The sequence below is a fragment of the Shewanella sp. MTB7 genome (genome assembly GCF_027571385.1).
In the GTDB taxonomy this organism is placed as follows: Bacteria; Pseudomonadota; Gammaproteobacteria; order Enterobacterales; family Shewanellaceae; genus Shewanella.
This window is the reverse complement of sequence record NZ_CP085636.1, coordinates 6,257,079-6,279,103: the sequence shown is the minus strand read 5'-3', so window position 1 is coordinate 6,279,103 and position 22,025 is coordinate 6,257,079. Positions and strand designations below refer to the sequence as shown.

At 40.8% G+C, this 22,025-nt stretch carries 22 protein-coding genes; 11 read left to right on the top strand and 11 right to left on the bottom strand.

Translation table 11 applies throughout. From position 1 onward, the window contains the following. The first annotated feature begins 4 nt into the window (after window positions 1-4). Window positions 5-463: an Rrf2 family transcriptional regulator gene (locus HWQ47_RS27525; protein ID WP_269969108.1), complete on the top strand. Its 459-nt coding sequence runs from the start codon at window positions 5-7 to the stop codon at window positions 461-463. 51 nt (window positions 464-514) lie between these two features. On the opposite strand, the gene HWQ47_RS27520 is transcribed toward HWQ47_RS27525, so the two are convergent. From HWQ47_RS27520 to gpmM, 4 genes are read right to left on the bottom strand one after another with little or no spacing between them, the layout of a single operon-like run. Continuing rightward, the gene (locus HWQ47_RS27520) at window positions 515-1,270 is read right to left on the bottom strand and encodes a divergent polysaccharide deacetylase family protein (protein WP_269969107.1); all 756 of its coding nucleotides are present in this window, start codon (window positions 1,268-1,270) and stop codon (window positions 515-517) included. A 33-nt stretch (window positions 1,271-1,303) separates the two neighbouring features. Further along, window positions 1,304-2,509, bottom strand: coding sequence for a S41 family peptidase (locus HWQ47_RS27515; protein ID WP_269969106.1), 1,206 nt, complete (start codon window positions 2,507-2,509; stop codon window positions 1,304-1,306). Window positions 2,510-2,542: 33 nt separating this feature from the next. After that, window positions 2,543-3,628, bottom strand: coding sequence for a murein hydrolase activator EnvC family protein (locus tag HWQ47_RS27510; protein WP_269969105.1), 1,086 nt, complete (start codon window positions 3,626-3,628; stop codon window positions 2,543-2,545). A 58-nt stretch (window positions 3,629-3,686) separates the two neighbouring features. Beyond that, the gene (gene gpmM / locus HWQ47_RS27505) at window positions 3,687-5,231 is read right to left on the bottom strand and encodes a 2,3-bisphosphoglycerate-independent phosphoglycerate mutase (RefSeq protein ID WP_269969104.1); all 1,545 of its coding nucleotides are present in this window, start codon (window positions 5,229-5,231) and stop codon (window positions 3,687-3,689) included. Window positions 5,232-5,471: 240 nt separating this feature from the next. On the opposite strand from gpmM, the gene HWQ47_RS27500 reads away from it, so the two are divergent. From HWQ47_RS27500 to HWQ47_RS27485, 4 genes are all read left to right on the top strand, one after another. Further along, window positions 5,472-5,906, top strand: a complete 435-nt coding sequence (locus tag HWQ47_RS27500; RefSeq protein ID WP_269969103.1) for a rhodanese-like domain-containing protein — start codon at window positions 5,472-5,474, stop codon at window positions 5,904-5,906. A 224-nt stretch (window positions 5,907-6,130) separates the two neighbouring features. After that, window positions 6,131-6,625, top strand: coding sequence for a protein-export chaperone SecB (gene secB / locus HWQ47_RS27495; RefSeq protein WP_269969102.1), 495 nt, complete (start codon window positions 6,131-6,133; stop codon window positions 6,623-6,625). A gap of 108 nt (window positions 6,626-6,733) precedes the next feature. Next, on the top strand, window positions 6,734-7,750 hold the full coding sequence (gpsA, locus tag HWQ47_RS27490) for an NAD(P)H-dependent glycerol-3-phosphate dehydrogenase (protein ID WP_269969101.1): 1,017 nt from the start codon (window positions 6,734-6,736) through the stop codon (window positions 7,748-7,750). Window positions 7,751-8,035: 285 nt separating this feature from the next. Then, window positions 8,036-9,220, top strand: a complete 1,185-nt coding sequence (locus HWQ47_RS27485) for an NAD(P)/FAD-dependent oxidoreductase (RefSeq protein ID WP_269969100.1) — start codon at window positions 8,036-8,038, stop codon at window positions 9,218-9,220. A 116-nt stretch (window positions 9,221-9,336) separates the two neighbouring features. Here HWQ47_RS27485 and HWQ47_RS27480 read toward each other — a convergent pair whose 3' ends face one another. The 3 genes from HWQ47_RS27480 to HWQ47_RS27470 form a co-directional block, all read right to left on the bottom strand. Further along, window positions 9,337-9,552 carry a hypothetical protein gene (locus tag HWQ47_RS27480; RefSeq protein ID WP_269969099.1) on the bottom strand — a complete coding sequence of 72 codons (216 nt, stop codon included), beginning with the start codon at window positions 9,550-9,552 and terminating at the stop codon, window positions 9,337-9,339. 89 nt (window positions 9,553-9,641) lie between these two features. Continuing rightward, window positions 9,642-10,550: a hypothetical protein gene (locus HWQ47_RS27475; protein WP_269969098.1), complete on the bottom strand. Its 909-nt coding sequence runs from the start codon at window positions 10,548-10,550 to the stop codon at window positions 9,642-9,644. Window positions 10,551-10,562: 12 nt separating this feature from the next. Continuing rightward, window positions 10,563-11,489, bottom strand: coding sequence for a hypothetical protein (locus tag HWQ47_RS27470; RefSeq protein ID WP_269969097.1), 927 nt, complete (start codon window positions 11,487-11,489; stop codon window positions 10,563-10,565). A 424-nt stretch (window positions 11,490-11,913) separates the two neighbouring features. Between HWQ47_RS27470 and HWQ47_RS27465 the strand changes: the two genes are divergently transcribed. Together HWQ47_RS27465 and HWQ47_RS27460 are read left to right on the top strand one after the other, a co-directional pair. Then, entirely contained in the window at window positions 11,914-13,455 is a 1,542-nt protein-coding gene (locus tag HWQ47_RS27465; protein ID WP_269969096.1) for a sigma-54-dependent transcriptional regulator, read from the top strand. Then, the gene (locus HWQ47_RS27460) at window positions 13,452-15,971 is read left to right on the top strand and encodes a serine/threonine-protein kinase (RefSeq protein ID WP_269969095.1); all 2,520 of its coding nucleotides are present in this window, start codon (window positions 13,452-13,454) and stop codon (window positions 15,969-15,971) included. The genes HWQ47_RS27465 and HWQ47_RS27460 overlap by 4 nt, the downstream gene beginning before the upstream one ends. A gap of 14 nt (window positions 15,972-15,985) precedes the next feature. Here HWQ47_RS27460 and HWQ47_RS27455 read toward each other — a convergent pair whose 3' ends face one another. Continuing rightward, window positions 15,986-16,498, bottom strand: coding sequence for a hypothetical protein (locus HWQ47_RS27455; protein ID WP_269969094.1), 513 nt, complete (start codon window positions 16,496-16,498; stop codon window positions 15,986-15,988). Window positions 16,499-16,799: 301 nt separating this feature from the next. On the opposite strand from HWQ47_RS27455, the gene HWQ47_RS27450 reads away from it, so the two are divergent. The 3 genes from HWQ47_RS27450 (at window position 16,800) to HWQ47_RS27440 (ending at window position 19,977) form a co-directional block, all read left to right on the top strand. Beyond that, complete coding sequence (locus tag HWQ47_RS27450) at window positions 16,800-17,237, top strand: C40 family peptidase (protein ID WP_442802075.1); 438 nt, start codon at window positions 16,800-16,802, stop codon at window positions 17,235-17,237. Between the two features lie 173 nt (window positions 17,238-17,410). Then, a complete protein-coding gene (gene mog / locus HWQ47_RS27445; protein WP_269969092.1) occupies window positions 17,411-17,944 on the top strand; it encodes a molybdopterin adenylyltransferase in 534 nt (177 codons plus the stop codon). Between the two features lie 374 nt (window positions 17,945-18,318). Continuing rightward, window positions 18,319-19,977: a methyl-accepting chemotaxis protein gene (locus HWQ47_RS27440; RefSeq protein ID WP_269969091.1), complete on the top strand. Its 1,659-nt coding sequence runs from the start codon at window positions 18,319-18,321 to the stop codon at window positions 19,975-19,977. A gap of 86 nt (window positions 19,978-20,063) precedes the next feature. Here HWQ47_RS27440 and HWQ47_RS27435 read toward each other — a convergent pair whose 3' ends face one another. Further along, window positions 20,064-20,249: a hypothetical protein gene (locus tag HWQ47_RS27435; RefSeq protein ID WP_269969090.1), complete on the bottom strand. Its 186-nt coding sequence runs from the start codon at window positions 20,247-20,249 to the stop codon at window positions 20,064-20,066. A 144-nt stretch (window positions 20,250-20,393) separates the two neighbouring features. Here HWQ47_RS27435 and HWQ47_RS27430 point away from each other — a divergent pair, with 144 nt between their 5' ends. After that, complete coding sequence (locus HWQ47_RS27430) at window positions 20,394-21,407, top strand: GlxA family transcriptional regulator (protein ID WP_269969089.1); 1,014 nt, start codon at window positions 20,394-20,396, stop codon at window positions 21,405-21,407. Between the two features lie 19 nt (window positions 21,408-21,426). Here HWQ47_RS27430 and HWQ47_RS27425 read toward each other — a convergent pair whose 3' ends face one another. Together HWQ47_RS27425 and HWQ47_RS27420 are read right to left on the bottom strand one after the other, a co-directional pair. Beyond that, window positions 21,427-21,663 (bottom strand): hypothetical protein, encoded by a 237-nt coding sequence (locus HWQ47_RS27425; protein ID WP_269969088.1) that lies wholly within the window; start codon window positions 21,661-21,663, stop codon window positions 21,427-21,429. 64 nt (window positions 21,664-21,727) lie between these two features. Then, window positions 21,728-21,979 (bottom strand): superinfection immunity protein, encoded by a 252-nt coding sequence (locus tag HWQ47_RS27420; protein WP_269969087.1) that lies wholly within the window; start codon window positions 21,977-21,979, stop codon window positions 21,728-21,730. Between the last annotated feature and the right edge of the window lie 46 nt (window positions 21,980-22,025).

Genomic DNA, 22,025 nt, shown 5'->3' with positions numbered 1-22,025 from the left:
AATTATGCAGTTAACTCGTTATACAGATTTTGGCATTCGTACCCTAATGTATCTAGCGCTTCAGCCTGATAGAGATACTTTGTTTCGCATCGCTGAGATCACCGATGTGTTTGAACTGTCACCCAACCACGTATCTAAAATTGTTCATCATCTTGGCAAGCTTGGTTATCTTGAAACTATCCGCGGTAAGAGTGGTGGTTTCCGTTTAGGTATGCCTGCTAGGGATATTAACGTCGGCCAGTTAGTCCGAGTTTTAGAGAACTCTCTGGCACCTATCGATTGCAGTAAACCTTATTGTCGTTTTACACCTAGTTGCCAGTTGAGGGGAGTATTAGCTGAAGCTGTTTCTGCCTACCTAGCGGTATTAGACAAATACAGTTTGGAAGATATTGTGAGTAATCGTCAGGAACTGTTGAATCTCTTACCTGAACTTAATATTCCAGTCTTAGAACTTGCAGTGTGATTTATTCGAGAATAGTGAGCTCTCGCGATTCTCATTTTATCCAGAGGCTTATTAGAGTATTAAGCCTGACTCCACCGACATATTCTCTTTGCTCGCTAATCTATAAGGCAAAAGCTCAGAAGTCTTAACCAGTTTGATGCCAGCCTTCTCTAGTCTTGGGAGATTAAGCTTTAAGTATTTGATGGTTTCTGGGTAGGGGTGAGCTATTGCAACTATTTGTCCTTGGTTATGGGCTAAGGTCATTAGTTTTGTAAATTGGATCTCTAAAGCTGCTGCTGATATGTCATTATCTAAAAAGAGTTCGCGCTTTAGCTGAGGTATTCCCAATTGATCGGCAGTACTGCCAGCTTTGGTAAAGCGGGTTGTCATGCTGTCAACAAAGTAGAGGTCTTTTTGTTTTAGACTCTCCATAACCCAAATCATTGGCTCTTTTAGTTGGGTTAATAAACTGCCCATATGATTATTGGCTCCCTTGGCAAAAGGTACGCTGAGAAAAGCCGCTTTAATATTCCTTTTTAGTTCAGCTTCATTCATCGAGTTGGTTAATCCCCCTGGACCCAATGTTTTTCCATTTAAGGATTGCATGGGAAGATGAACCATTATTTCATGGCCTTTTTCATAGGCTGCGCTAGCCACAGTATGACCTAATGGGGTGTGAGGGAGCACTGAAAGAGTGATGTTTTCTGGGAGCGTCAATACGGCTTCATCGGATTGACGGTAACCGATATCGTCAATGATGATCGCAACTTGAGCTGCATCTGTAAAACTACTGATAAAAACCGCTAAAAAATATAAAATAACGCGCACAATAATTATTATCTTTTTATACCTTAAAGGTATTTATTGTTTTGTTTTAATCCAAGTTATTGCTGAGTTCAGGATTTTATCCTGTGCGCTTTTACCTTGAATCGCTAATTCGTCGATTATAAGCATACTTTTATCATTTGTAACAGTATCTAAGTCCAGTTTTATATCTGGTTCTATCCCCTTGCTGTTGATATCTCGCCCATTGGGAGTGGTGTATCTGGCAATTGTTAACTTAATGGCGTTTCCTTCAATTAGCGTTGGAATTAAACTTTGTACGGTCCCCTTACCAAAGCTGGTTTCTCCTATTATTTTAGCCCGATTGTTTTCCTGCAGGGCTGCGGCAAGCACTTCAGAGGCAGATGCCGAACCTCGATTGATAAGAATTGTCATCGGAACGTGGGATAACATGGTTTGTGGTGAGGCATAATATTCTGAGTTTGCATCGAAAAAACGCCCCTCCGTAGATACAATTCTGCCTTTAGCTAGGAAGATATCAGCAATCTTAATAGCTTGGTCTAATAATCCTCCCGGATTATTTCTCAGATCAAGAATAATGCCGGTCAGCTTCTTTTGCTTCCATTGGGTTAGCTGCTTAATTATCTCTTTGGTGGAATCATCTTGAAAGCTGGATAGCTTGATGTAACCAATCTCATCATCGAGTATCTTTGCCGATACTGACTGAATTGAGATAACACTGGGAATAAGGGTTACCTTGAATTCGCTGTTCATATTTGCGTGGCTCAAGGTCAGTACTATAGAGAGATTGTTCTGGCTATGGTGTTTAATCTCTTTTAATAGCTGGTCTAATTTTCTTGGATCGACGGCTTTATTATTGAGTTTCAGTATCTGATCCCCTGGTTTTATACCTGCATGATCTGCTGGTGAGTCCGCAAAAGGAGTTATTATCGTGATTTTGTCATCTTGGGTTGCAATCTCAACACCAAAACCAAAGTACTCGCCTTTATTGGCATCCCTGATATCGAAGAATGCCTGTTGATCCAAAAAGTTTGAATATGGATCGAGTTTGGCAAAAATACCTTCGATAGCGGCTGCAATCAACTCATCTTGAGTGAACTCTGTGACGTAGTAAGTTTCAACTGTGTCTATGATATCGAGAAGTAGTGGGTAATTCAGACGTGAATTAAACGGTGGTGCATTTTCTTGACTTGAGAGGGTAACCGAGAGGCCCAGTGCTAGGCCTAACAGAGTAAATGATAGATAACGGATAAGTTGTGACATAACAGCCCTTATATGTATGGGCTCTTGTCATATTTAGCGTTTACAATATCTCGCCGGATCGACAGCTTGCCCTTTATGTCTTACTTCAAAGTATAGGCCAGCCTCCGTCTGTCCACCCGAACGACCAACCAAAGCGACCGATTCTCCTTTACTAACAAGATCTCCAGGGCCTTTAAGTAGAGTTTGAGCATGACCATATAGGCTCATATAGCCCTTTCCATGGTCTACCACTAATACCATACCAAAACCACGTAGCCAGTCGGCATAAATAACTTTTCCTGGTGCAATAGCGGTAATTACTTGACCTTCGGGCGCAGCGACTGTGACGCCTTTCCATTTGACTTGTCCTGAACGTTGGCTGCCAAAACCTGATTCTATGCGACCTTTAGTGGGCCATGAGAGTTTGTATTTACTCGATAACCCATTCATTTTAGGGCTATTTTTCATTGTTGCAATCGCTTGTTCGACGACTCGCTTTAAACTGGCTTGTTCGATCTGGAGTTGTTCCAGTTTAGCTCCGCGACTATTTAACGTTTTTTGCAGTAGTACTAAGGTATTTTGGCGTTGTCCCTGCTCAAGTGTTAGCTGTTGTGCCTGCTGCTGCTGGTCTAAGATTAGCTTATTGAGACGATCCTTTTGGCTGACTTGTTCTTGTGTAATTTGGTCTAGCTCTTTAATGGTGTCTTGAAGCTTGTTAATCGAGGCCATTCGAGCATTATTCAGGTATTGGTAGTAAGTCAGTAGTCGTTCAATGGTTGCAGGGTTTTGCTGATTTAACAGCATTTTACTGTAGTCATGATTCCCCGCTAAATAGGCGCTAGCCAATTGATTCGACAGCGATTCTTGTTGCCTTTTCTTTAGCTTGCTTAATGTCTGTTGTCGCTGGTGTAACTTGGTGAGTTCTTTTTCCGTTTGGGCTAACGAAGTTTGTGTTCCATTCACTTTTTTAGCTGCTGAAGCAATCGCTTTTTCATCTTTCTTAAGTAGGCTTATTAGTTTCTCTCTCTGCTTACTGGTGTTCTGCAGATCCGATTGCTGTTTATTTATTTGTGACTGAAGCTGTTTCAGATCGGATTGACGCTGCTGCAGATCTGAAGCCAGCAGTTGCGTTGAAAGCATGATAAAGCCAGCAAAAATGCTGGCTTTATAAAAAAAGCGAAAGTTTACCAATTACTATTTACTCGTCGAGTTTAATTATGGAATGGCCAGTCATTTCAGATGGCACATCTTGTCCCATCAAGGTTAACATGGTTGGGGCAAGATCACTTAGTCGACCGCCGTCTTGAATACTGCCTTTGCGTCCAACATAGATCAATGGCACCAATTCACTTGTGTGAGCTGTGTGAGCTTGGCCCGTCGATTCATCTATCATCTGTTCAGCGTTACCGTGGTCAGCCGTGATTAAGCACTCACCATCGACTTTTGCTAACGCTTCAACAACACGGCCTAGACATGTATCAACAGCTTCACACGCTTTTACTGCGGCTTCAAAGCTACCAGTATGGCCTACCATATCACCATTTGGATAGTTACAGATAATCACATCATATTTTGTAGATTCAATTGCTTCGACTAACTTATCGGTTAACTCTTCTGAACTCATTTCTGGTTGCAGGTCGTAAGTTGCCACTTGAGGGGATTGAATAAGGATCCTGTCTTCACCATCGAAAGACTCCTCTTTACCCCCATTGAAGAAGAAAGTGACATGAGCGTATTTCTCTGTTTCTGAGATACGTAGTTGTGTCATGTCATTTTTTTCTAACATCTCACCTAAAGTATTAGTCAGTTCTGTTGCTGGATAGGCTATGGCTGCAGGAATATCGGCAGCGTACTGAGTCAGCATGACAAAATGTGCTTTAGGCGTGACTTCACGCTCGAATCCATCGAAATCACTGTTTATAAAGCTACGAGTGATTTGGCGTGCTCTGTCTGCGCGGAAGTTCATGAAAATCAGAGAGTCATTATCGTTTAGCTTAGCGGTATTGCCTTGAGCATCAACAATAGCTGAGCTGCCAACAAACTCATCGTTTTCGTCACGAGCATAGGCAGCTTCAAGTGCATCAACTGCATTAGTATACTTATGCAGAGATTTACCTTGAGTGATCAAATCATAGGCTTGTGAAACGCGATCCCAGCGGTTGTCACGATCCATGGCGTAGTAACGGCCAATAATCGAGGCCACGCGACCTGTGCCTAATGTAGTAAAAAGATCATCAAAATGAACTAAGCTGGACTTTGCGCTACGGGGTGGCGTATCACGTCCATCGAGGAATGCATGTAGATAAACTTGTTTAGCTCCACGCTTTACTGCTAAGCGGCACATTGCTTCAATATGGCTTTCATGGCTATGAACTCCCCCTGCTGAAAGTAGGCCCATAATATGGACGGCACCATTGTTAGCTATCGCCTTGTCTACCGCTTCAACAAGTGCAGGATTGGTATCAAATTCCCCCTCTTCAATTGCCTTACCGATACGGGTGAGTTCTTGATAAACAATACGACCTGAGCCTATGTTGATATGGCCAACCTCGGAGTTCCCCATTTGTCCATCAGGTAGACCAACATCGAGCCCAGAACCAGAAATCAAACTATGTGGATATTGGGCATTGAGTCGATCTAAGACTGGAGTATTCGCGTGATATATCGCATTTTTCTGCGTATCTTTACGGTAACCCCAGCCATCGAGGATCAGCAATGCCAAGGGACGTTTGCGTGTCATCATACTAGTACCTTTAAGTTTGAAAGATAGAATTTAAATCAGAAATTGGTTAAATATTACTACGTAACACTAGGTGGAAAAAGCTATTTACCTCGATTGGGCTTATCGAAATTAGCTTTGCTTAAATGAGACTGTATTTACAGAGATATTATTGAGGGGAACAACTTGCTGCAATCTAGCACTGCGATGGTATACTCTGTGCCCTTATTGTAATTTCAGCCCCTTAGAAGTAGGCAGTTTACCATGCAAGAATATATTGAATTTTTGAAAGCGAACCCAATGCTAAGCCTAGCCTGGATAGGTTTATTCGTTGGTCTTGTCGTTAGCGTTTTCAAGTCAAGTATCTCAAAAGTGACCACTGTTGATCACCAGCAGGCAACTTTGTTGATCAACAAACAAGATGCGAAAGTGATAGATGTAAGGGAAAAAGCGGAGTTTAAGAAGGGTCATATCATCGATGCGATCAATGTTCCTCTTTCAGAAATTAAAAATAATCAAATTTCTGCCCTTGAAAAGTTTAAAGCCAGTCCCATTATAATGGTATGCAATGCTGGTATGGTTTCATCTCAAGCGGCTCAATTGATGGTTAAAGCAGGTTTTGAATCTGTTAATAATCTCAAAGGCGGCATGGGTGACTGGCAGTCAAATAACTTGCCTGTATCTAAGAGTAAGAAGTAGATACTGAGGCAATAATTGCTTTTTAAAGGTGTTTTTGATTAGAGTGTTATCTCTTAAAAAATCACTCAAGATATAAAAGTATTGTGAAAATATTACTTTTATATCTTTAGAATGAAATAACTAAAAAACCGGGATGGTGATTGAGGATGATTAACCTCAAGTAACAAAAGCCCTTAAGAATAGGTTTCAATTTAGGAACCAATAACTTGGATAGGTAGGAAATCATGGCTGAAGTAGTTAACAACGAACAACAAGATCCACAATTTAATATTCAACGTATTTATACCAAGGATATCTCTTTCGAAACGCCAAACAGCCCTGCTGTATTCCAGAAAGAGTGGAAGCCTGAAGTTAAGTTAGATCTTGATACTCGTAGCGCTAAGCTAGCTGACAACGTATTTGAAGTTGTTTTATCTTTGACTGTTACTGCTAAAAATGGCGAAGAGACAGCATTCCTATGTGAAGTTCAACAAGCTGGTATCTTTGCGATTAATGGTTTGACTGAACAGCAACTCGCTCACTCTTTAGGTGCATACTGCCCTAATATTCTATTCCCATATGCTCGTGAAGCAGTTGGTAGCCTTGTTGGTCGTGGTACGTTCCCACAACTTAACCTAGCGCCAGTAAACTTCGACGCTCTATTTGCTCAGTATGTTAATCAGCGTCAAGCTGGTGCAGAGGCTGCCGCAGCTGAAAAGACTGAAGAAGCAAGCGCTTAATTGCGAGTTCAAAGTATCTGTTCAGCATTTTTTGTTGCTGCTCAGATAGAGGCTATTTCATTCGATAAATGATACCGGATGAACTAGCCTACAAGTGAGTAGTTAACAATGAAAAACACAGCCGATATTACGGTATTAGGGGCGGGGTCTTATGGCACCGCCCTTGCTATTTCTTTAGCCAGCAATGGACACCGAACTTTACTTTGGGGTCATGATCCTGAACATATAGCAAACCTTAAACGTGATCGCGCTAACGAAGCGTTTTTACCTGGTATTGCACTTCCTGATTTACTTATTCCTGAAGCTGACTTAGCTACTGCTCTGGCTGCCTCTAATAATGTCTTAGTCGTTGTGCCTAGCCATGTCTTTGGCTTAGTGCTTGAACAAGCTGAGCCGTTACTACGTGATGATGCTCGTATTATCTGGGCGACCAAGGGTCTTGAGCCTGAGACTGGGCGCTTGTTGCAAGAGGTTGCTCGGGATATTATCGGTGACAAATATCCACTGGCCGTACTGTCTGGTCCTACATTCGCTAAAGAGCTAGCTGCTGGGTTACCTACTGCCATCTCTATTGCGGGTACCGACGTAACGTTCATTAAAGATCTTGTTGAGTTGCTCCATAGTCCAAAACGTCTTCGTGTTTATGAAAATGATGATTTTATTGGTTTACAACTCGGTGGTGCGGTTAAGAATGTTATCGCGATTAGCGCAGGTATGTCTGACGGTATCGGATTTGGTGCCAATGCCCGTACCGCGTTGATCACTCGCGGTTTAGTTGAGTTAACGCGTTTAGGTGAAGCCATGGGCGCTAAAGCGTCAACCTTTATGGGGATGGCTGGTCTTGGTGATTTGGTATTGACTTGTACCGATAATCAATCACGTAATCGTCGTTTTGGTTTAGCGTTAGGTAAAGGCCAAGGCGTTGAAGAAGCGCAAGCTGAAATTGGCCAAGTGGTAGAAGGTTATCGAAACACTAAGGAAGTTTACGCATTAGCTCACCGACTAGGGGTCGAAATGCCAATCACAGAACAGGTTTATAAAGTCTTGTATCAAGGGGCTACTCCCCATGACGCCGCTAAGGCTCTGCTTGGAAGAGAGCAGAAGTCAGAAACGTTGGCTGACTAGTGTTTTGTGTATAAGGTCCAGAATAAGGATGCTAAAATAGCATCCTTTTTTATTGCATGATTTTCATATACAGATGAGAGTCATGTTTATCAAATTTATCAAATTTATCAAATTTATCAAATTTATCAAATTTATCAAATTTATCAAATTTATCAAATTTATCAAATTTATCAAATTTATCAAATTTATCAAATTTATCAAATTTATCAAATTTATCAAATTTATCAAATTTATCAAATTTATCAAATTTATCATTATTGATATTAACCGTGAGCGGAGTTAGCAGTGAAACATCATGACGTAATTATTATCGGTGCTGGTGCTGCAGGGCTTATGTGTGCTGCTAGCGCAGGTTATCGTGGCCGTGATGTGCTTGTTCTCGATAATGCTAAGCAAGCAGGTCGTAAAATACTGATCAGTGGTGGTGGGCGTTGTAATTTCACCAACCAAAAAGTTGAAGCGAATAACTTTATTTGTGGTAATAGCCACTTCGTTAAATCAGCACTCGCTAGATATCGCAGCAGTGATTTTATTGAGCTTGTCGAACGTCATGGCATTGAGTATCACGAGCGTGATCATGGCCAGCTATTTTGTAACGACTCGGCAAAAGAGATAGTGACTATGCTGATGACCGAGTGTGAATGGGCTGGAGCCAAAGTTCAGCTTAGAACAGAGGTTAGTGGGATTGTTAAGCTAGACTCAGGCCTATTTGAGCTCACTACCGATAAAGATACCTACACGTGTGACTCTCTAGTGATCGCCTCTGGTGGGCTCTCTATGCCTAAACTCGGTGCTACACCCTACGGCTATCATATTGCCAAGCAGTTCGGCCTTAAGCTATTACCCACTTCAGCTGGCTTAGTCCCTTTTACTTGGCATACCGAGCAAAAACTAAAATTTGAACCTCTTTCTGGCATTGCGGTTCCGAGTACTATTACCGCTAAAGATGGCACTCAGTTTAGTGAAGCACTGTTGTTTACTCATCGCGGCTTATCAGGCCCTGCAATCTTGCAGATCTCAAACTTCTGGAAACCGGGAGAACCAATCAGTATCAACTTGCTTCCCGGTGTAGATGCTCGTGCGGCTATAGAGTTAGTGTTAGCTAATCACCCGAAACAGAGCCTAAGAAATACCCTCAGCCATTGGTTACCTAAGCGTTTAGTTGAAGCACTATTTGATGAAACACTGCTTAACAAGGCGATGAATCAACTAATTCATAGCGAGCTTGAACAATTAGCGGTTGAGCTAGAGTCTTGGGAAATTGTGATGAATGGTACAGAAGGTTATCGCACCGCAGAAGTGACCTTAGGTGGTGTCGATACTGACGAACTATCATCAAAAACCATGGAAGCCAAATCCGTCGCTGGCTTGTACTTTATTGGTGAAGTAATAGATGTAAGTGGTTGGCTAGGCGGCTTTAATTTTCAATGGGCCTGGTCATCGGGCGTTGCTGCAGGGCAAGCTGTTTAACCCTAGTGGAAATTGCTCATTAAGCTGCGTCATGTAGGTGGTGTTTCTCGCCCCTCACACTTTGCCAAAAGCATCGATTAATTTGTCAATAGATCACCGCCAAAAGGGAGTTGATATTATCGCGCTTGAATATCACCTACAAATTTAAATATTATCTTGTCATTGATAAGGCTTGCTGGTGGATTAAATTGATTAAGTGGGCAATTGATGAGTATTTGGATTACTTTGTTCTTTTGATTGTCTAAACCTTCAGCAACACCGACGACATGGGGTATGGTTAAAACGAGCGCTTCAATTTCTTCACGTAACTGGGTTAAATTTTTCGATTGCATCTTCTTCTCCAAAGCGAATAAGCAGAGCTTAGACCCTGCTTACTCGTATTACATTTTTATACACAACTTGTTAGAGTAATCATCAACTCTTAGCTGATGATTACATGGGGAACACATACCTTATTTGCCCCTGTAGAAAAGTCGGTTTTTGAGTATGAACCACTACCTTGTGCGCGCACATACACTTTTACAGAACATACAATTGCTGCCCAGTCATTTTTACCTAGTAGTGCAGAGTAATTGGTGTACCGTGTATCATCTAGACGACGATTGCGGTTAATGTTCTGACTATTAATATTGACTAGGTTAACACTGGATAATCCTTTCCAATTATATTGGTAAACATTGGTTTGTGCAGAAATCTTCACATTGGACCTTTTACAGTTATACCATCTGTCATTCGCTTTAGAGATGTAGTAACCATTGAATACAAATTTAGGCTTAATGGCGTAAAAGCGGCTAACGCTTGGCTTAAACCAAAACACCCAAGTGGCTACCTGTGTATTGGAAGCTGTGCCTCCAATACACCCGCCGCCAGCACCTTTTGCCCAGTTCCAAATGTTTTTACAATTACCTCCTCCCACGACAGCTTGTGCAGATAGGTCGTTGCTATCCACAAGTGGGTTGTCTTCTATGGTGTCAGAGAAAGTTTCAGACCAACTTGGTGTGAGGATATGCGCATCAGAAGGTAGAAAATTTGATTCGATATCGAGTTCATCGGGCAAGTTTAGATTTGTTGAGGTTTGTGCCATAAACTGATCTTGTTCAAGAAACTCTTTATCGTTAGCTTCGGCTTCTTGTTGTTCTAGTTTTTGGAGTTCAGAAATATTGGCACCTGAGAACTTTAATGAATCCATATCACAGGCACAATTAGCTTGAGCTTTTACTGATTCCGTCTGCATGTGGGCAATATTTTCAGACATTTTTGTATTGGTTTCTGATCTGATTTTTTCTATCAACTGTTCGTGCAGTATTTTTAAATCTGTTTGAGTATTCATCCTTAATTCCTCTTATTCAGTAAGTAGATCGATATTGAGTGCCATTAACACGTTATGAATGTTGTTAAAGACAGTTACAGAGCTCGAACCTGCAAATAGTAGTCCGACCGCTTTATTGTTGGTTTTGTTAAGAAGTAATGATCCAGAGTCACCTCCATTCGACATGTCATTAGTTAGGAACTGATTGCGGAAATAAGCCACGCCACTAGCACCATAGTTAACAGCTATGGTGGCATCTAGACTGAATACTGTGCCTGTAGTGGTTTCTGTTGTTCGGCCTGTTTTAATCACGGGCATATTGAGTGTGGCTTCTTGGGTACCTTTAGGAATCCCAAGGTTTTTGATGGCACCAATAACCAGATCCATACTAATTGGGGCCGCTACAGCTGCATCAACCAAGTTATAGCTATTTGAACCGAATTTAATAGGAACAAATTTAGAGAGTCGAGCAATGGTATTCGCAAAATTAACTCCCCCGTCAAACGGACCAGGTTGTAAAATTCGGTCTCCTATATTGGCAGTATTACTTTTGGCCATAACATGGTTGTTACTGAGTATGTAATAGCGCCCTGGCCAGACACTGTCTTTTGCTATTGCGCCAAAGGTCCCAGCAGTGATACCAAAGTGACCGATACTGTAGCCTGGTTTGGCTGGACGTATCTTGGCAGTGAAAGCTTGAGCTTCAACGTTTCCCACTTCAAAAACATCAGTATTAATTCCGTTGAGTGTTTTAGGAACAATTTGATCACTATCTAGATCTTTCTCTTTAAGTTTTTTCTGAACAAAAACCTGAATACAGAGCTCTTCATTCTGTTTACCTTTTTTTTCCTTAAAACCAATCCCTACCCCGCTGACATTACTTAATGCTAATAGATTATCTTCGTTGTCATCTTTTATGTTTTTAATGCTAGATAAAAGAACATTGTTATCATTTTGCATGGAAACCTCCGTTTTCGTTATGCAAACAGCATTCACCGTGTTCACTTTCTTGATGTGTGTAGTCTTTTGTGGTGAAGCAATAACGTTATTGAATAATTCATGCCAGTTTTGTTTTTTTATTTATTTCAAGTGGTTAATGTTTTTTGGTAATGGCTGCTTGATGTTAGTGACATGTCAGTAACATCTTTCTTGGCAGAGTTAACAGGTAGAATGTAAGTATTAATGAGGGAGCCAAACATCGAAATTTCAGTTCGGAAATGGCATGTTTCGGCTTAAAAGGATTGGGAGGGCTAAGTTAATAAAATCTTTACCTGTCTGTTTTTTAGGCATATCGTGACTAGTATGCAGATTTATTGAAGCATTATAGTTAATTCGAAAAGGAGTCAGAATTATGGTCAGCACAAGGACTTTAGTGTACAGGCCTATGACCGTGAGACCCATTAGTGGTGCGGAGTTATTAACGCTTACAGTTGTTTATCACCCTGATTTGTCTTTGATTGGTGCACGCTACCAACTGCAATCCTCATTATCAACATGGGGTATATGCCGGTCTTCACCACAGTTTTTAACTAGAGATAGAAAATCACGACCATTAAGTGATGGATTTATCAGTCGTAAAGAACTGATATTGACGACTAAAGGTTCAAACTGTTATTTGTCTCAAGGAGAAAGTAGTACTGAAATTAACGTGTTAAATCATAAGCAAAGCAATGAATATTGCTTTGGTGATGAGATGTTACGTAAAGGGGTTGTGGTTTCTTTGTCAGGTAGAGTCGTTTTGCTTTTGCATTATAGTTCAGCTATCGAAAAAAAAGATGTAGAACAGCTTGATGAGTATGGATTACTGGGGGTAAGTGAAAATACCATATCAGTGAGATCTTTAATCAGTAAGGTTGCAAGTTTAAAGCTGCCTATTTTAATACGAGGAGAATCTGGTACTGGGAAAGAGGTGGTTGCGAACGCTATTCATAAAATGGGAAATCGAAAAAAGGCCGCTTTTATTAGCATTAATATGGCCTCTATCCCTAAAGATCTTGTTAGCAGTGAGCTATTTGGCAGTGTTAAAGGTGCCTTTACCGGCGCAGCATGTAGAGATGGTTATTTTCAAAGAGCAAACAACGGATGTTTATTTCTTGATGAGATTGGTGAAGCCCACGCAGATGTTCAGGTTGCTCTTTTACGCGCATTAGAAACTGGAGTAGTACAAGCAGTTGGTAGTGAAAAGTGTGAAAAGTTGAATGTACGAATTATTGCGGCGACAGATGCAAACCTTGAGAAGTTAATAGGTATTGATTCCTTTAAGATGCCACTACTACAGCGTTTATCTGGTGTAGTTGTCGAGCTTTCCCCTCTCCGTAAACGTGTTGATGATTTTGGTATCTTATTTAGTCATTTTTTAATAGAAGTGCTAGAAGAAGTTGGTCAGCAAGATAAATTTGTAAATGCAGAAGATGATAAGCAGTTCTATTGGGCGTGGTTATTTGCTCAATTTTGTCAACTTAACTGGCCCGGTAATGTACGGCAGTTAAAAAATGTCACAACTCAATTGGCAGTAGCACTACTAGGTTATGATAACTTTTCAGATTTCGATTGGTATGGATTTGTTAAATCGATAGCTAATGAGGTTGCTATTCAAGCAGAATCTAATGAACAAGTTGCTTCTAAAGTTATTGAGAATAAACGTAAACCTAGGGAGATCACAGATGATGAAATTAAAACAGTCTTAGCTAAACATGAGTGGCAAATTAAACAAACAGCTGATGAATTAGGTATATCTCGCGCTGCTCTCTATTTACGTATCGATGCTTGTTCTGAATTACACAGAGCTAATAATTTAACTGACCAGCAACTGAATAGGAGCTTTATTAAATACCACGGTGATTTAAACCAAATGGTGCCCGAACTGAAAGTGTCACGTCAAGCACTCAAGCGACGCTTAAGTGAGATAGGAGCAGTTATCAATTGATTGACGATCTTCCTAAATATATTGGACCATATAAGGTCGATAGTATTTTAGGCAAGGGCAGTTATGGAATGGTTGTGAAAGCCTTTGATCAACGTCTGTCTCGTTGGGTTGCCATTAAGCTACTCTATGATTTTAATCAGGGAGATCTATTGGAAGAGGCTCGGTTAATTGCGGAGCTTAATCATCCTAACATAGTGTCAGTTTTTGATGTTTTTCAGTCTGAGACTGAGTCTTGGACGGCGCTTATCATGGAGTTTTTACCCGATGGAACCTTAGCTGATAGCATTGCGCACTCTACGTCTGTAGATGAAAAAACGGCTTTAGCATATTGCTTAGATATTGCTAAAGGCTTGGTAGTCGCACACGACCACGCCATTATTCATGGGGACTTGAAAGCAGAAAATCTATTTTTTGGTTTACAGAAGCAGCTAAAAATTGGCGATTTTGGGATTGCTCAACGTCAGGGAGAGCAAATAAGAAGTGGACTTGGTAGCTATTATTCACTTAGTCCAGAGCAGGCTAGTGGAGAACTTGCGACTAAAAAGAGTGATCTTTTCGCTCTTGGATTACTCTTATACCGTTTATTGAGCGGTCATCATGCGTTTGAACAAGGTGATGGTGTTGAAGCTATGCTACAGCGTCTTCAAACAGATACTCCTCGTCACTTTGAGCCTATGTCCTCAAACGTATATGACTTCCTAACTCTCTTATTGGCTAAGTTACCGGAAGAGCGTTGTGAGTCAGCGGCTCATGCAGTGAGTAAGTTAGAAGAAATTTTATTTGTACATCAGAGTATTGATAATCCGACTCGGCTTTTGACTAAACAGATAGCGATTAATCCCATTGAGACCGACAAACCAAGAAGATCAAATAAGTTTTTGGTTCTTGGAGTTAGCCTTGTTTGTGTTTTGATACTGAGCTGGGTGCTATGGCCGCCTCCTCCCTCATATGTGTTGGTGTTACGGCCTGTTGTACAATCGGGTGAGTCTCTACCTGATTTGCCTTTAATCAAAGCTTCGATATTTCAAGGCATGAGTGAATCAGTAAGCCAACAACCTTCTAAACGATTGATAGATAACCATGATGTTGCATTACGCTCGTTGGGGAAAAAGGATGTCATGGCGCTATTTCAATTAACGGCGGTAGATGAGCTTCTCTTCAGTGAGCTCAATTGTTTACCTGGTAAATGTGCGGTGACATTAAGCCGTTGGTTAAAGGATGACTCCGTACTGTTGAAGCGAGAAACAATCCATATACCTACAGATGACTTACTGTTTGTTGGAGATTTCATTCAAGATTATCTGAGTAGACAATATAAATTTAAAGATATTGAAGGACTAGAAAAACATACTGAATCTTCACTAGAATATCGGCATCTTTTGGTTCTAGGTCACGAGTATGAGAATGGTGAGCGGACACTTAATGAGTACATTAGTGGGCTAACTCAATATGGTTGCCGTTATCAATATAGTTGTCGAGAATTAATTACAGCATATAAGAAGATGTATCATCAACAGCGAACTGAGATTTGGCTTAATAAGATTGTTGAACTTATTCAAAGTGCTAACTTTATATATCCGCCGCAATTTTTACGTATAGAGCAGATCACCCTTGCCATTCTAATGAACAATTTTGCAGCTGCAGATAAGATGTTATTGGCAATGGAAGGGTATTTCTATACAGATGACTTAGTGGTTGGATTGAGAGCTAGGTGGTATTTCGAGCAAGGTTTTAATCTCAAAGGAAGTACAATGATGGCCCAGTTGGTTCGTCAACGTCCTTCTGCGCGTAATCGTTTTAACTACGCGTTAATGTTATTTAAACTATCTGACTTTTATCAAGCAGTGGAAGTGTTAGAACAATTGCTAGATAAAGTACCTGAACATCAAAACGCCCAAGAGTTAAGGGCTGATATTTTATTTTATTTAGGAAGTTGGGCCGTGGCTATTCCTGCTTATGAGCAGTTGATTGCTCGAGTCGAGGGAGATAGTCCTGCAAATTTAAGTAACTTAGGTTTGGCCTATATGATGCAAGATAAGTTACCTAGAGCGATAGAGTATTTTTTAAACGCATCCCAAAAAGCGTCTAATAATCCTCAAATACTATTAAACTTAGCCGATGCTCAACATCTATTAGGGCAAACACAAACGGCACAACAAAATTACAAAAAAGTCATAAATCTAGTTTCATCTTTAGAATTAAAATCTATAGATGATTATCTATTACTAGCACTCGCCAATGCTCAATTAAAACAAGTAGAGTCATCGGAAAGTGCATTGTTACAAGTTATTAAAGCAAACAAAAGTGATCCTTTACTCATGTTTAATGTGGCACTTGTTTATCTTTTTTTAGGGGATAAAACTACTTGCTATGTCTACCTAAATAAATCAGTAGAGTTTGGTATCCCATTATCTTGGTTAGCTTCACCCTGGCTTGCATCTTTGCAAGATGACAAGCAATTTATAAAGTTACTTGCTGCTGCCGAGATGCATAGAAAAGCTTTCACTAAAAATTAAACCGGATCTAGATGCTATAACCAATCTCGACCAATTAAAATAGGATCATGGGAGAAGTAGAGAACATTTTTTTTATCTTTAATTGAAAACCGAAAACCAATCTTATTGCCTCGGTTCTCAAGGACCTCACCCAAGGGGGAGTGTTGCCAGAAGCGAGATGAAGTAACAGTAAACAACATCATATAGGGCTTAATTAAACGAGAACCAAATGCCTTGAGGTTTTTAATTGTTCGGTTTCCGGTCATGAATAATATGCCATCAAAGATCTGTCTATCAGCACCTTCATTTGCATTTGCAAACTCGAGTGGCTCTTGTTGGCTATGGATCTCTATCAGGATTTCAGCGGGTTTGTTCACTGTTAATATGACTTCTATATCGTCTATTACGACATCTTCACAAGACATAAACCATGTATCAGGATCATCTTTTTTGGGAATGTGAAGCTCCAATACTGTAGGTTCTTCTGATTTTAATGTGCGTGTATCTAAAGTTAATTTTATTGAATTTGTTTTTAGGTACTTGTTCATTATAATTTCCTTATTTATGCTTCATGTCTATTGGGGTCACTATAGTTAATCAAGTTTTGTGCCAGATTATGGTTCTTAACAATCAGTTAGTTATAGACATAATTTAAATAAAAACTGAAAATAACATGTCAAATCTGTTTTTGACACCAGTGAATGGATGTGATTTTATCCTAAAGTTTCAATTAATAGTTGGTCGTTAAATGCGTATGTTGACCATGGACTGTATCATCTTCCCTGTTGCTCTACTCTTGGATGGATATTCTTGCTAAAGCCACTCTTAAGCTTACTACTGATATTACTGATGACTGCTTGCTCTAGCTCTCCGCCAAATTCTACTGGTGAAAAGACGAATGTAGAGGTCAGTAAACTCGCTTTAGAAAAGCAGTTAATGGCTTTTCATCATGAGTGGCAAGGCGTGCCCTATCGTTATGGTGGGATGAGCAAGCAAGGCGTAGATTGCTCTGCATTCGTCTATTTGGTCTATAAAGATATTCTTGGGAGGCAATTACCTAGGATGACGGAAGATCAGAGTAACTTGGGTAAAGAGGTGACAAAAGGTAAGCTCAAAGCAGGTGATCTAGTGTTCTTTAAAACCGGATGGTCGACAAAGCATGTGGGAATTTACCTGGGTGATAATCGTTTTTTACATGCCTCTACCAGCCAAGGTGTGATGATCTCTCGATTAGATAATAGTTACTGGAAACAGAAGTATTGGCAGTCGAGACGTTTGTGGTATTAGTTGTTGAGCTAGCTAATTTTCTAATCGATAATAAAGGGCGAAACAGCTCTCATTTTTGATGATAAGCCAGATATAATGAACACTAACCATGCTAGTTTAGATGCAACTAATATCATCAGCTTCGGTGCCATCGATAAGGTTTTCCGAAGATATAATCAGGAGTAGGACTTAAGATGACTAAAGCTAAGATCGGTATTGTGACTGTGAGTGATAGAGCCAGTGCAGGTATTTACGAGGATCTTTCGGGTAAGGCGATTATCGATGTATTAAACGAGTACCTTACTTCTGAATGGGAGCCTGTTTATGAGGTTATTCCAGATGAGCAGGATATCATTGAAGCGACCTTGATTAAGATGGCTGACGAGCAAAACTGTAGCCTAATCGTGACAACGGGTGGAACAGGTCCGGCAAAACGTGACGTGACACCAGAAGCGACCGAAGCTGTGTGCGATCGTATGATGCCTGGTTTTGGTGAGCTGATGCGTGCAGAATCCTTGAAGTTTGTACCTACCGCTATTCTTTCACGCCAAACTGCTGGTTTACGTGGCGATTCGTTGATTGTTAACTTACCGGGTAAGCCAAAGTCGATTCGTGAATGTTTGGACGCTGTGTTCCCTGCTATTCCCTATTGTATCGATCTTATGAACGGCCCCTTTTTAGAGTGCGACGAGTCAGTGGTTAAGCCATTTCGACCGAAAGTCAAATAACAGTTAGTCAATAGAGCGTGTTTAGATGCACGCTTTATAATTCCCCATACAATTCGTTTTTTGAAAGCTTAGTTTTATAACTGAAAACTCTCCAAGTACCACAGACATTCCACTATGTATTCCCTAAATACGAAATCTTAGAAGATGAGTTGTCCTAATACTAATGTGAATCCAGGCTAACTTTATATCATGTTGGTTATCGCTGCATCGTCGTTTTATAAGTTTTGATGTGTTTGAACCATATTTTATAACTTTTTAATTATATTATATTTTTTTGTGTGACTTATGTGACGATAAAGATTCTAGCTTGCTATATCCTCTTGCCACATGCTGTCTAAATATATCTTAAATATAAAAATAAGTTGGGGAAGAGGATGAGATTTCTATCGACGATAAGCATTAAGCTTAAGCTATTGTCAGTCATGCTGGTATTCGTGTTGTCGGGTGTTGTCATTCTTGCCAACGTGGTGATTAACACCAAAGGCGTTGAGACAAGGTTTAATGAATACGATCAAGCGGGCGTCACGAGTGAGAAATATATCTTAATGATTAGCAGAGACATGAATTATGTCTCACGCCTATCGAGAAGTATTATGCTGGGTGATGATTATGATAAGAATTTTAGCTTATTAGAGGTGTGGATCGACAGTATCTACTCACACTTCGACGCACTCGAATCTGCAACTCAGCTGATCACTGATCCTGCTACCAGAATGCGTATATCTCAGCTTGCCCAAGAATCTAAGCGGGCGACTGAAGATTTTATGGAGGATGGGCGTCAACGTATGTTGCAGCTTAAATCTGTCGAACGAACGCCTGAAGTGTTGCAGCAAGCCTGGAAAGCGTATCGTCAAGGTGCTACGCCGTTTGCTGAAAAATCCAGAGCCAGTTTTAAAGACTTGGTTAAGGTTGAGGTGAGTATGAGGGGGGATATCAAGCAGGCTGCTATCGACGCTATGACAGAGATGAAACAGCAGCTGATCATTATCGTTCTTAGTTCATTCTTCTTGGCTGGTTTGATGCTATTGCTGGTGACGCGGATGATTTTAAATTCGGTGAAAACACTGCACCTGTCAGTTACTGAAATAGAGCAGAACTCAGATCTTACCCGCCGAATTGAGTGTGGCTCTCAAGATGAGCTAGGGCAACTCTCTCAATCATTCAATTTAATGCTAGATAAGTTCCAATCCAGCCTGCAAAACGTTTCAGGAACATCCAAAGAGTTGGCTATTTCATCAAATGGCATGGCCAAAGTGACTTCTGAGTCTGCTGATTCTGTGCAACAGCAACAGCACGAATTGGATATGGTTGCCACAGCAATGAATGAAATGACCGAAACCGTTATTGAAGTCGCTCGAAATGCCAATGATGCCGCAGAAGCTGCAGACCTTGCAGATATCCAAACTAAAGAGGGGATGCGAGTCGTTAATCGTACGATCGAGACCATAGTTGGTTTAGCGACAGAAATCGAAAGAGCGGGAGTGGTGATTCAAAACTTAGAAAATGACAGTAATCAAATAGGCTCAATCTTAGATGTGATAAAAAGTATTGCCGAACAAACGAACTTATTAGCACTCAATGCCGCTATCGAAGCCGCGAGAGCGGGTGAGCAAGGACGTGGGTTTGCAGTGGTTGCTGATGAAGTTAGAACGCTCGCGAGTCGAACTCAGGAGTCGACTCAAGAGATCCAATCTATGATTGAAAAGTTGCAATCAGGAACGAAAACAGCCGTAAAAGTGATGTCAGAGAGTCGCCAGTATGCTGATGACAGTGTGCAGCATGCAAAATCTGCAGGTGATGTGTTAAAACTCATGACAGCTTCAATCAGTAAGATCACTGATATGAATACGCAAATAGCCACTGCGGCAGAGGAGCAAAGCGCTGTATCGGAAGAGATAAACACCAATATTGTCAATATTCATCATGCTGCCGAACAGACCGCCGCCGGTGCTAAATCTACCAAGAGTGAGAGTGAGCGACTGGCTGAGATGGCGATTCAGTTAGATGAATTGGTTAGCCAGTTTAAAATCTAACGATTTATTTATCGGCTATATCTAATACTCTTGGTAAAAGCCTAGATATAGTCGAATTCGCCATTCGGTAAGCCCACCATCACGGATCAACAACATTGACCTTTTTTTCGAGCTAAATGGTAGGCGCTAAACCCCGTGAACATTAACAGACTTGGGATGGCGATAAGGTGAGCAAACACATTTGGCTCAGTATTAAAGTGTAACCAGAGAAGTAGTGTCCAGCTTAAGGCTAAGTAACTTAGGCTCAATAGATAATTTTGTGGTTTCTTCATACATCCTCCGACTCAGATAAATAGAAAACTCATCGCTTTAATTGATATTAGTATAAAAACTAGACAAAAACCTTAAAAGTGTCATTATTGACAAAATAGAGGTGAAAAGTGACACTTTGTTGCTAGTTGATGTGGGGACTGAAGATGAAGACAATTTATATCTTAGCGGCTGGCAATGTTGTTGCTGGTGGTATTGTTAGTTTTTTGGATGTGTTTAGTTTCTGTAATATTTACTGGCGACGTATTAACCCTGAGGCCAGTGAAGACCTATTTCACTGCCATGTTATCTCGGCTGATGGCCAACCTGTTAATACTAATCAAGGGATACAAATTCCTGCGATTGGTTTAGATAAAGCGGAAGATATCTTAAAAGCAGATGCTGTTATTTTGGCTTCAGCCCTTGTGACTAATAGAGAGGAGTTTCAGTACTACCTCGAAGATTTTACTCCACTCTTTAAGCCTTTAACTCTTTTTGCCACCAGTGAAAAACCCCTTGCTGCCTACTGCTCTGGGACTATGATGTTAGCGGCATCTGGTTTGCTCGATGGTAGGCAAGCGACTACAGTATGGTGGCTCAGTGAGATGTTTGAACGTAATTTTCCTAAGGTAAAGCTTAGTCTGGATCGGCTGGTGGTTTCAGATGGCCATCTGCATACGGCAGGAGCAACCACTTCAAACTTGAGCTTAGCGTTGCATATTATCAATTTGTTGGCGGGTGAGCAGATAGCAAATCAGATAGCTAAAATACTCTTGATCGATCCCAATAGAAGCTCGCAACAGCCCTTTATGACCATGGCCCTAGCCGTGGATGGCCATAATCACAGGGATGAGTTGGTGACTAAGATCCAAAACTGGATGCAGCAGCACCTACAGCAGAGTTTTCTGCTCGATGATATTGCCGATAAATTTGCTGTGGGAAAACGTACTTTGATCAGACGTTTTAAGCAGGCGGTTAATGAGACTCCTGCTAGCTATATGCAGCGCTTACGTGTCGATGAAGCTAAGCGCCTGCTTGAAACGACAGAGTTAGCCTTAGAACAAATAGTCGAGCGAGTCGGTTATGAAGATGTGAGCTCGTTTCGTAAGCTGTTTATCCAACTGACTAGCCTCTCCCCTCGCGAATATAGGCTAAAGTTTAATACTCATGCCTGCTGCTAGTTTGGTTGGCGCAGCTTGGTTAAAGTGCATTTATCTGCTGCTTTAGATCGTAGCTGCTATCTGTCACTATCTTCTCTAATGTTTGTACTCTCGCTTCGAGGTGATGGTTCTGCTTACGTAGTTGTTCCAATTCATCTTGATTAATTTCAGATTTACTCACCTTGCGAAGTTTTAAGTACTGCTTAAGGCCTTCGGTAAACGTCACGCTGACGATAAATGCGATCATGACAACCATGATAATCAGTTCCTTGTCCATATCTGCTCTCCTTACTTTGGCAATGCCCCTAGCTGTTATGGCTAAGGGGGGTTCTAATGCAGCATTAAGCTTCCGATTTGTTCTTCTTGGCGTACTTATCGACAACCTTTCCAGTGGTCGCCCACACCATCACACCGCCCCAAGCAATGAATGAAAGTCCAGCGGGAATACAAGCCAATAAAATCAATTTGAAATGCTTACGGTTAAATATGAGTGCCAACATTGCTGGAAGAAACCAGATGATGAGTACTCCAAGGGCTAATAACATCATAAATGCGTAATTTTCTTGAGCTAAAATCTTATCTATAAATTCCATTTTATCTCTCCTTATATATGTAACCCCAGAGTTAATAACACTCTGG

Bases quoted from the DNA above. Each gene is read 5' to 3' on its own strand.
- HWQ47_RS27525 (WP_269969108.1), top strand. From the start codon at position 5: ATGCAGTTAACTCGTTATACAGATTTTGGCATTCGTACCCTAATGTAT.
- HWQ47_RS27515 (WP_269969106.1), bottom strand. From the start codon at position 2,509: ATGTCACAACTTATCCGTTATCTATCATTTACTCTGTTAGGCCTAGCA.
- HWQ47_RS27510 (WP_269969105.1), bottom strand. From the start codon at position 3,628: ATGCTTTCAACGCAACTGCTGGCTTCAGATCTGCAGCAGCGTCAATCC.
- gpmM (WP_269969104.1), bottom strand. From the start codon at position 5,231: ATGATGACACGCAAACGTCCCTTGGCATTGCTGATCCTCGATGGCTGG.
- HWQ47_RS27500 (WP_269969103.1), top strand. From the start codon at position 5,472: ATGCAAGAATATATTGAATTTTTGAAAGCGAACCCAATGCTAAGCCTA.
- secB (WP_269969102.1), top strand. From the start codon at position 6,131: ATGGCTGAAGTAGTTAACAACGAACAACAAGATCCACAATTTAATATT.
- gpsA (WP_269969101.1), top strand. From the start codon at position 6,734: ATGAAAAACACAGCCGATATTACGGTATTAGGGGCGGGGTCTTATGGC.
- HWQ47_RS27480 (WP_269969099.1), bottom strand. From the start codon at position 9,552: ATGCAATCGAAAAATTTAACCCAGTTACGTGAAGAAATTGAAGCGCTC.
- HWQ47_RS27475 (WP_269969098.1), bottom strand. From the start codon at position 10,550: ATGAATACTCAAACAGATTTAAAAATACTGCACGAACAGTTGATAGAA.
- HWQ47_RS27470 (WP_269969097.1), bottom strand. From the start codon at position 11,489: ATGCAAAATGATAACAATGTTCTTTTATCTAGCATTAAAAACATAAAA.
- HWQ47_RS27465 (WP_269969096.1), top strand. From the start codon at position 11,914: ATGACCGTGAGACCCATTAGTGGTGCGGAGTTATTAACGCTTACAGTT.
- HWQ47_RS27455 (WP_269969094.1), bottom strand. From the start codon at position 16,498: ATGAACAAGTACCTAAAAACAAATTCAATAAAATTAACTTTAGATACA.
- HWQ47_RS27450 (WP_442802075.1), top strand. From the start codon at position 16,800: ATGACTGCTTGCTCTAGCTCTCCGCCAAATTCTACTGGTGAAAAGACG.
- mog (WP_269969092.1), top strand. From the start codon at position 17,411: ATGACTAAAGCTAAGATCGGTATTGTGACTGTGAGTGATAGAGCCAGT.
- HWQ47_RS27440 (WP_269969091.1), top strand. From the start codon at position 18,319: ATGAGATTTCTATCGACGATAAGCATTAAGCTTAAGCTATTGTCAGTC.
- HWQ47_RS27435 (WP_269969090.1), bottom strand. From the start codon at position 20,249: ATGAAGAAACCACAAAATTATCTATTGAGCCTAAGTTACTTAGCCTTA.
- HWQ47_RS27430 (WP_269969089.1), top strand. From the start codon at position 20,394: ATGAAGACAATTTATATCTTAGCGGCTGGCAATGTTGTTGCTGGTGGT.
- HWQ47_RS27425 (WP_269969088.1), bottom strand. From the start codon at position 21,663: ATGGACAAGGAACTGATTATCATGGTTGTCATGATCGCATTTATCGTC.
- HWQ47_RS27420 (WP_269969087.1), bottom strand. From the start codon at position 21,979: ATGGAATTTATAGATAAGATTTTAGCTCAAGAAAATTACGCATTTATG.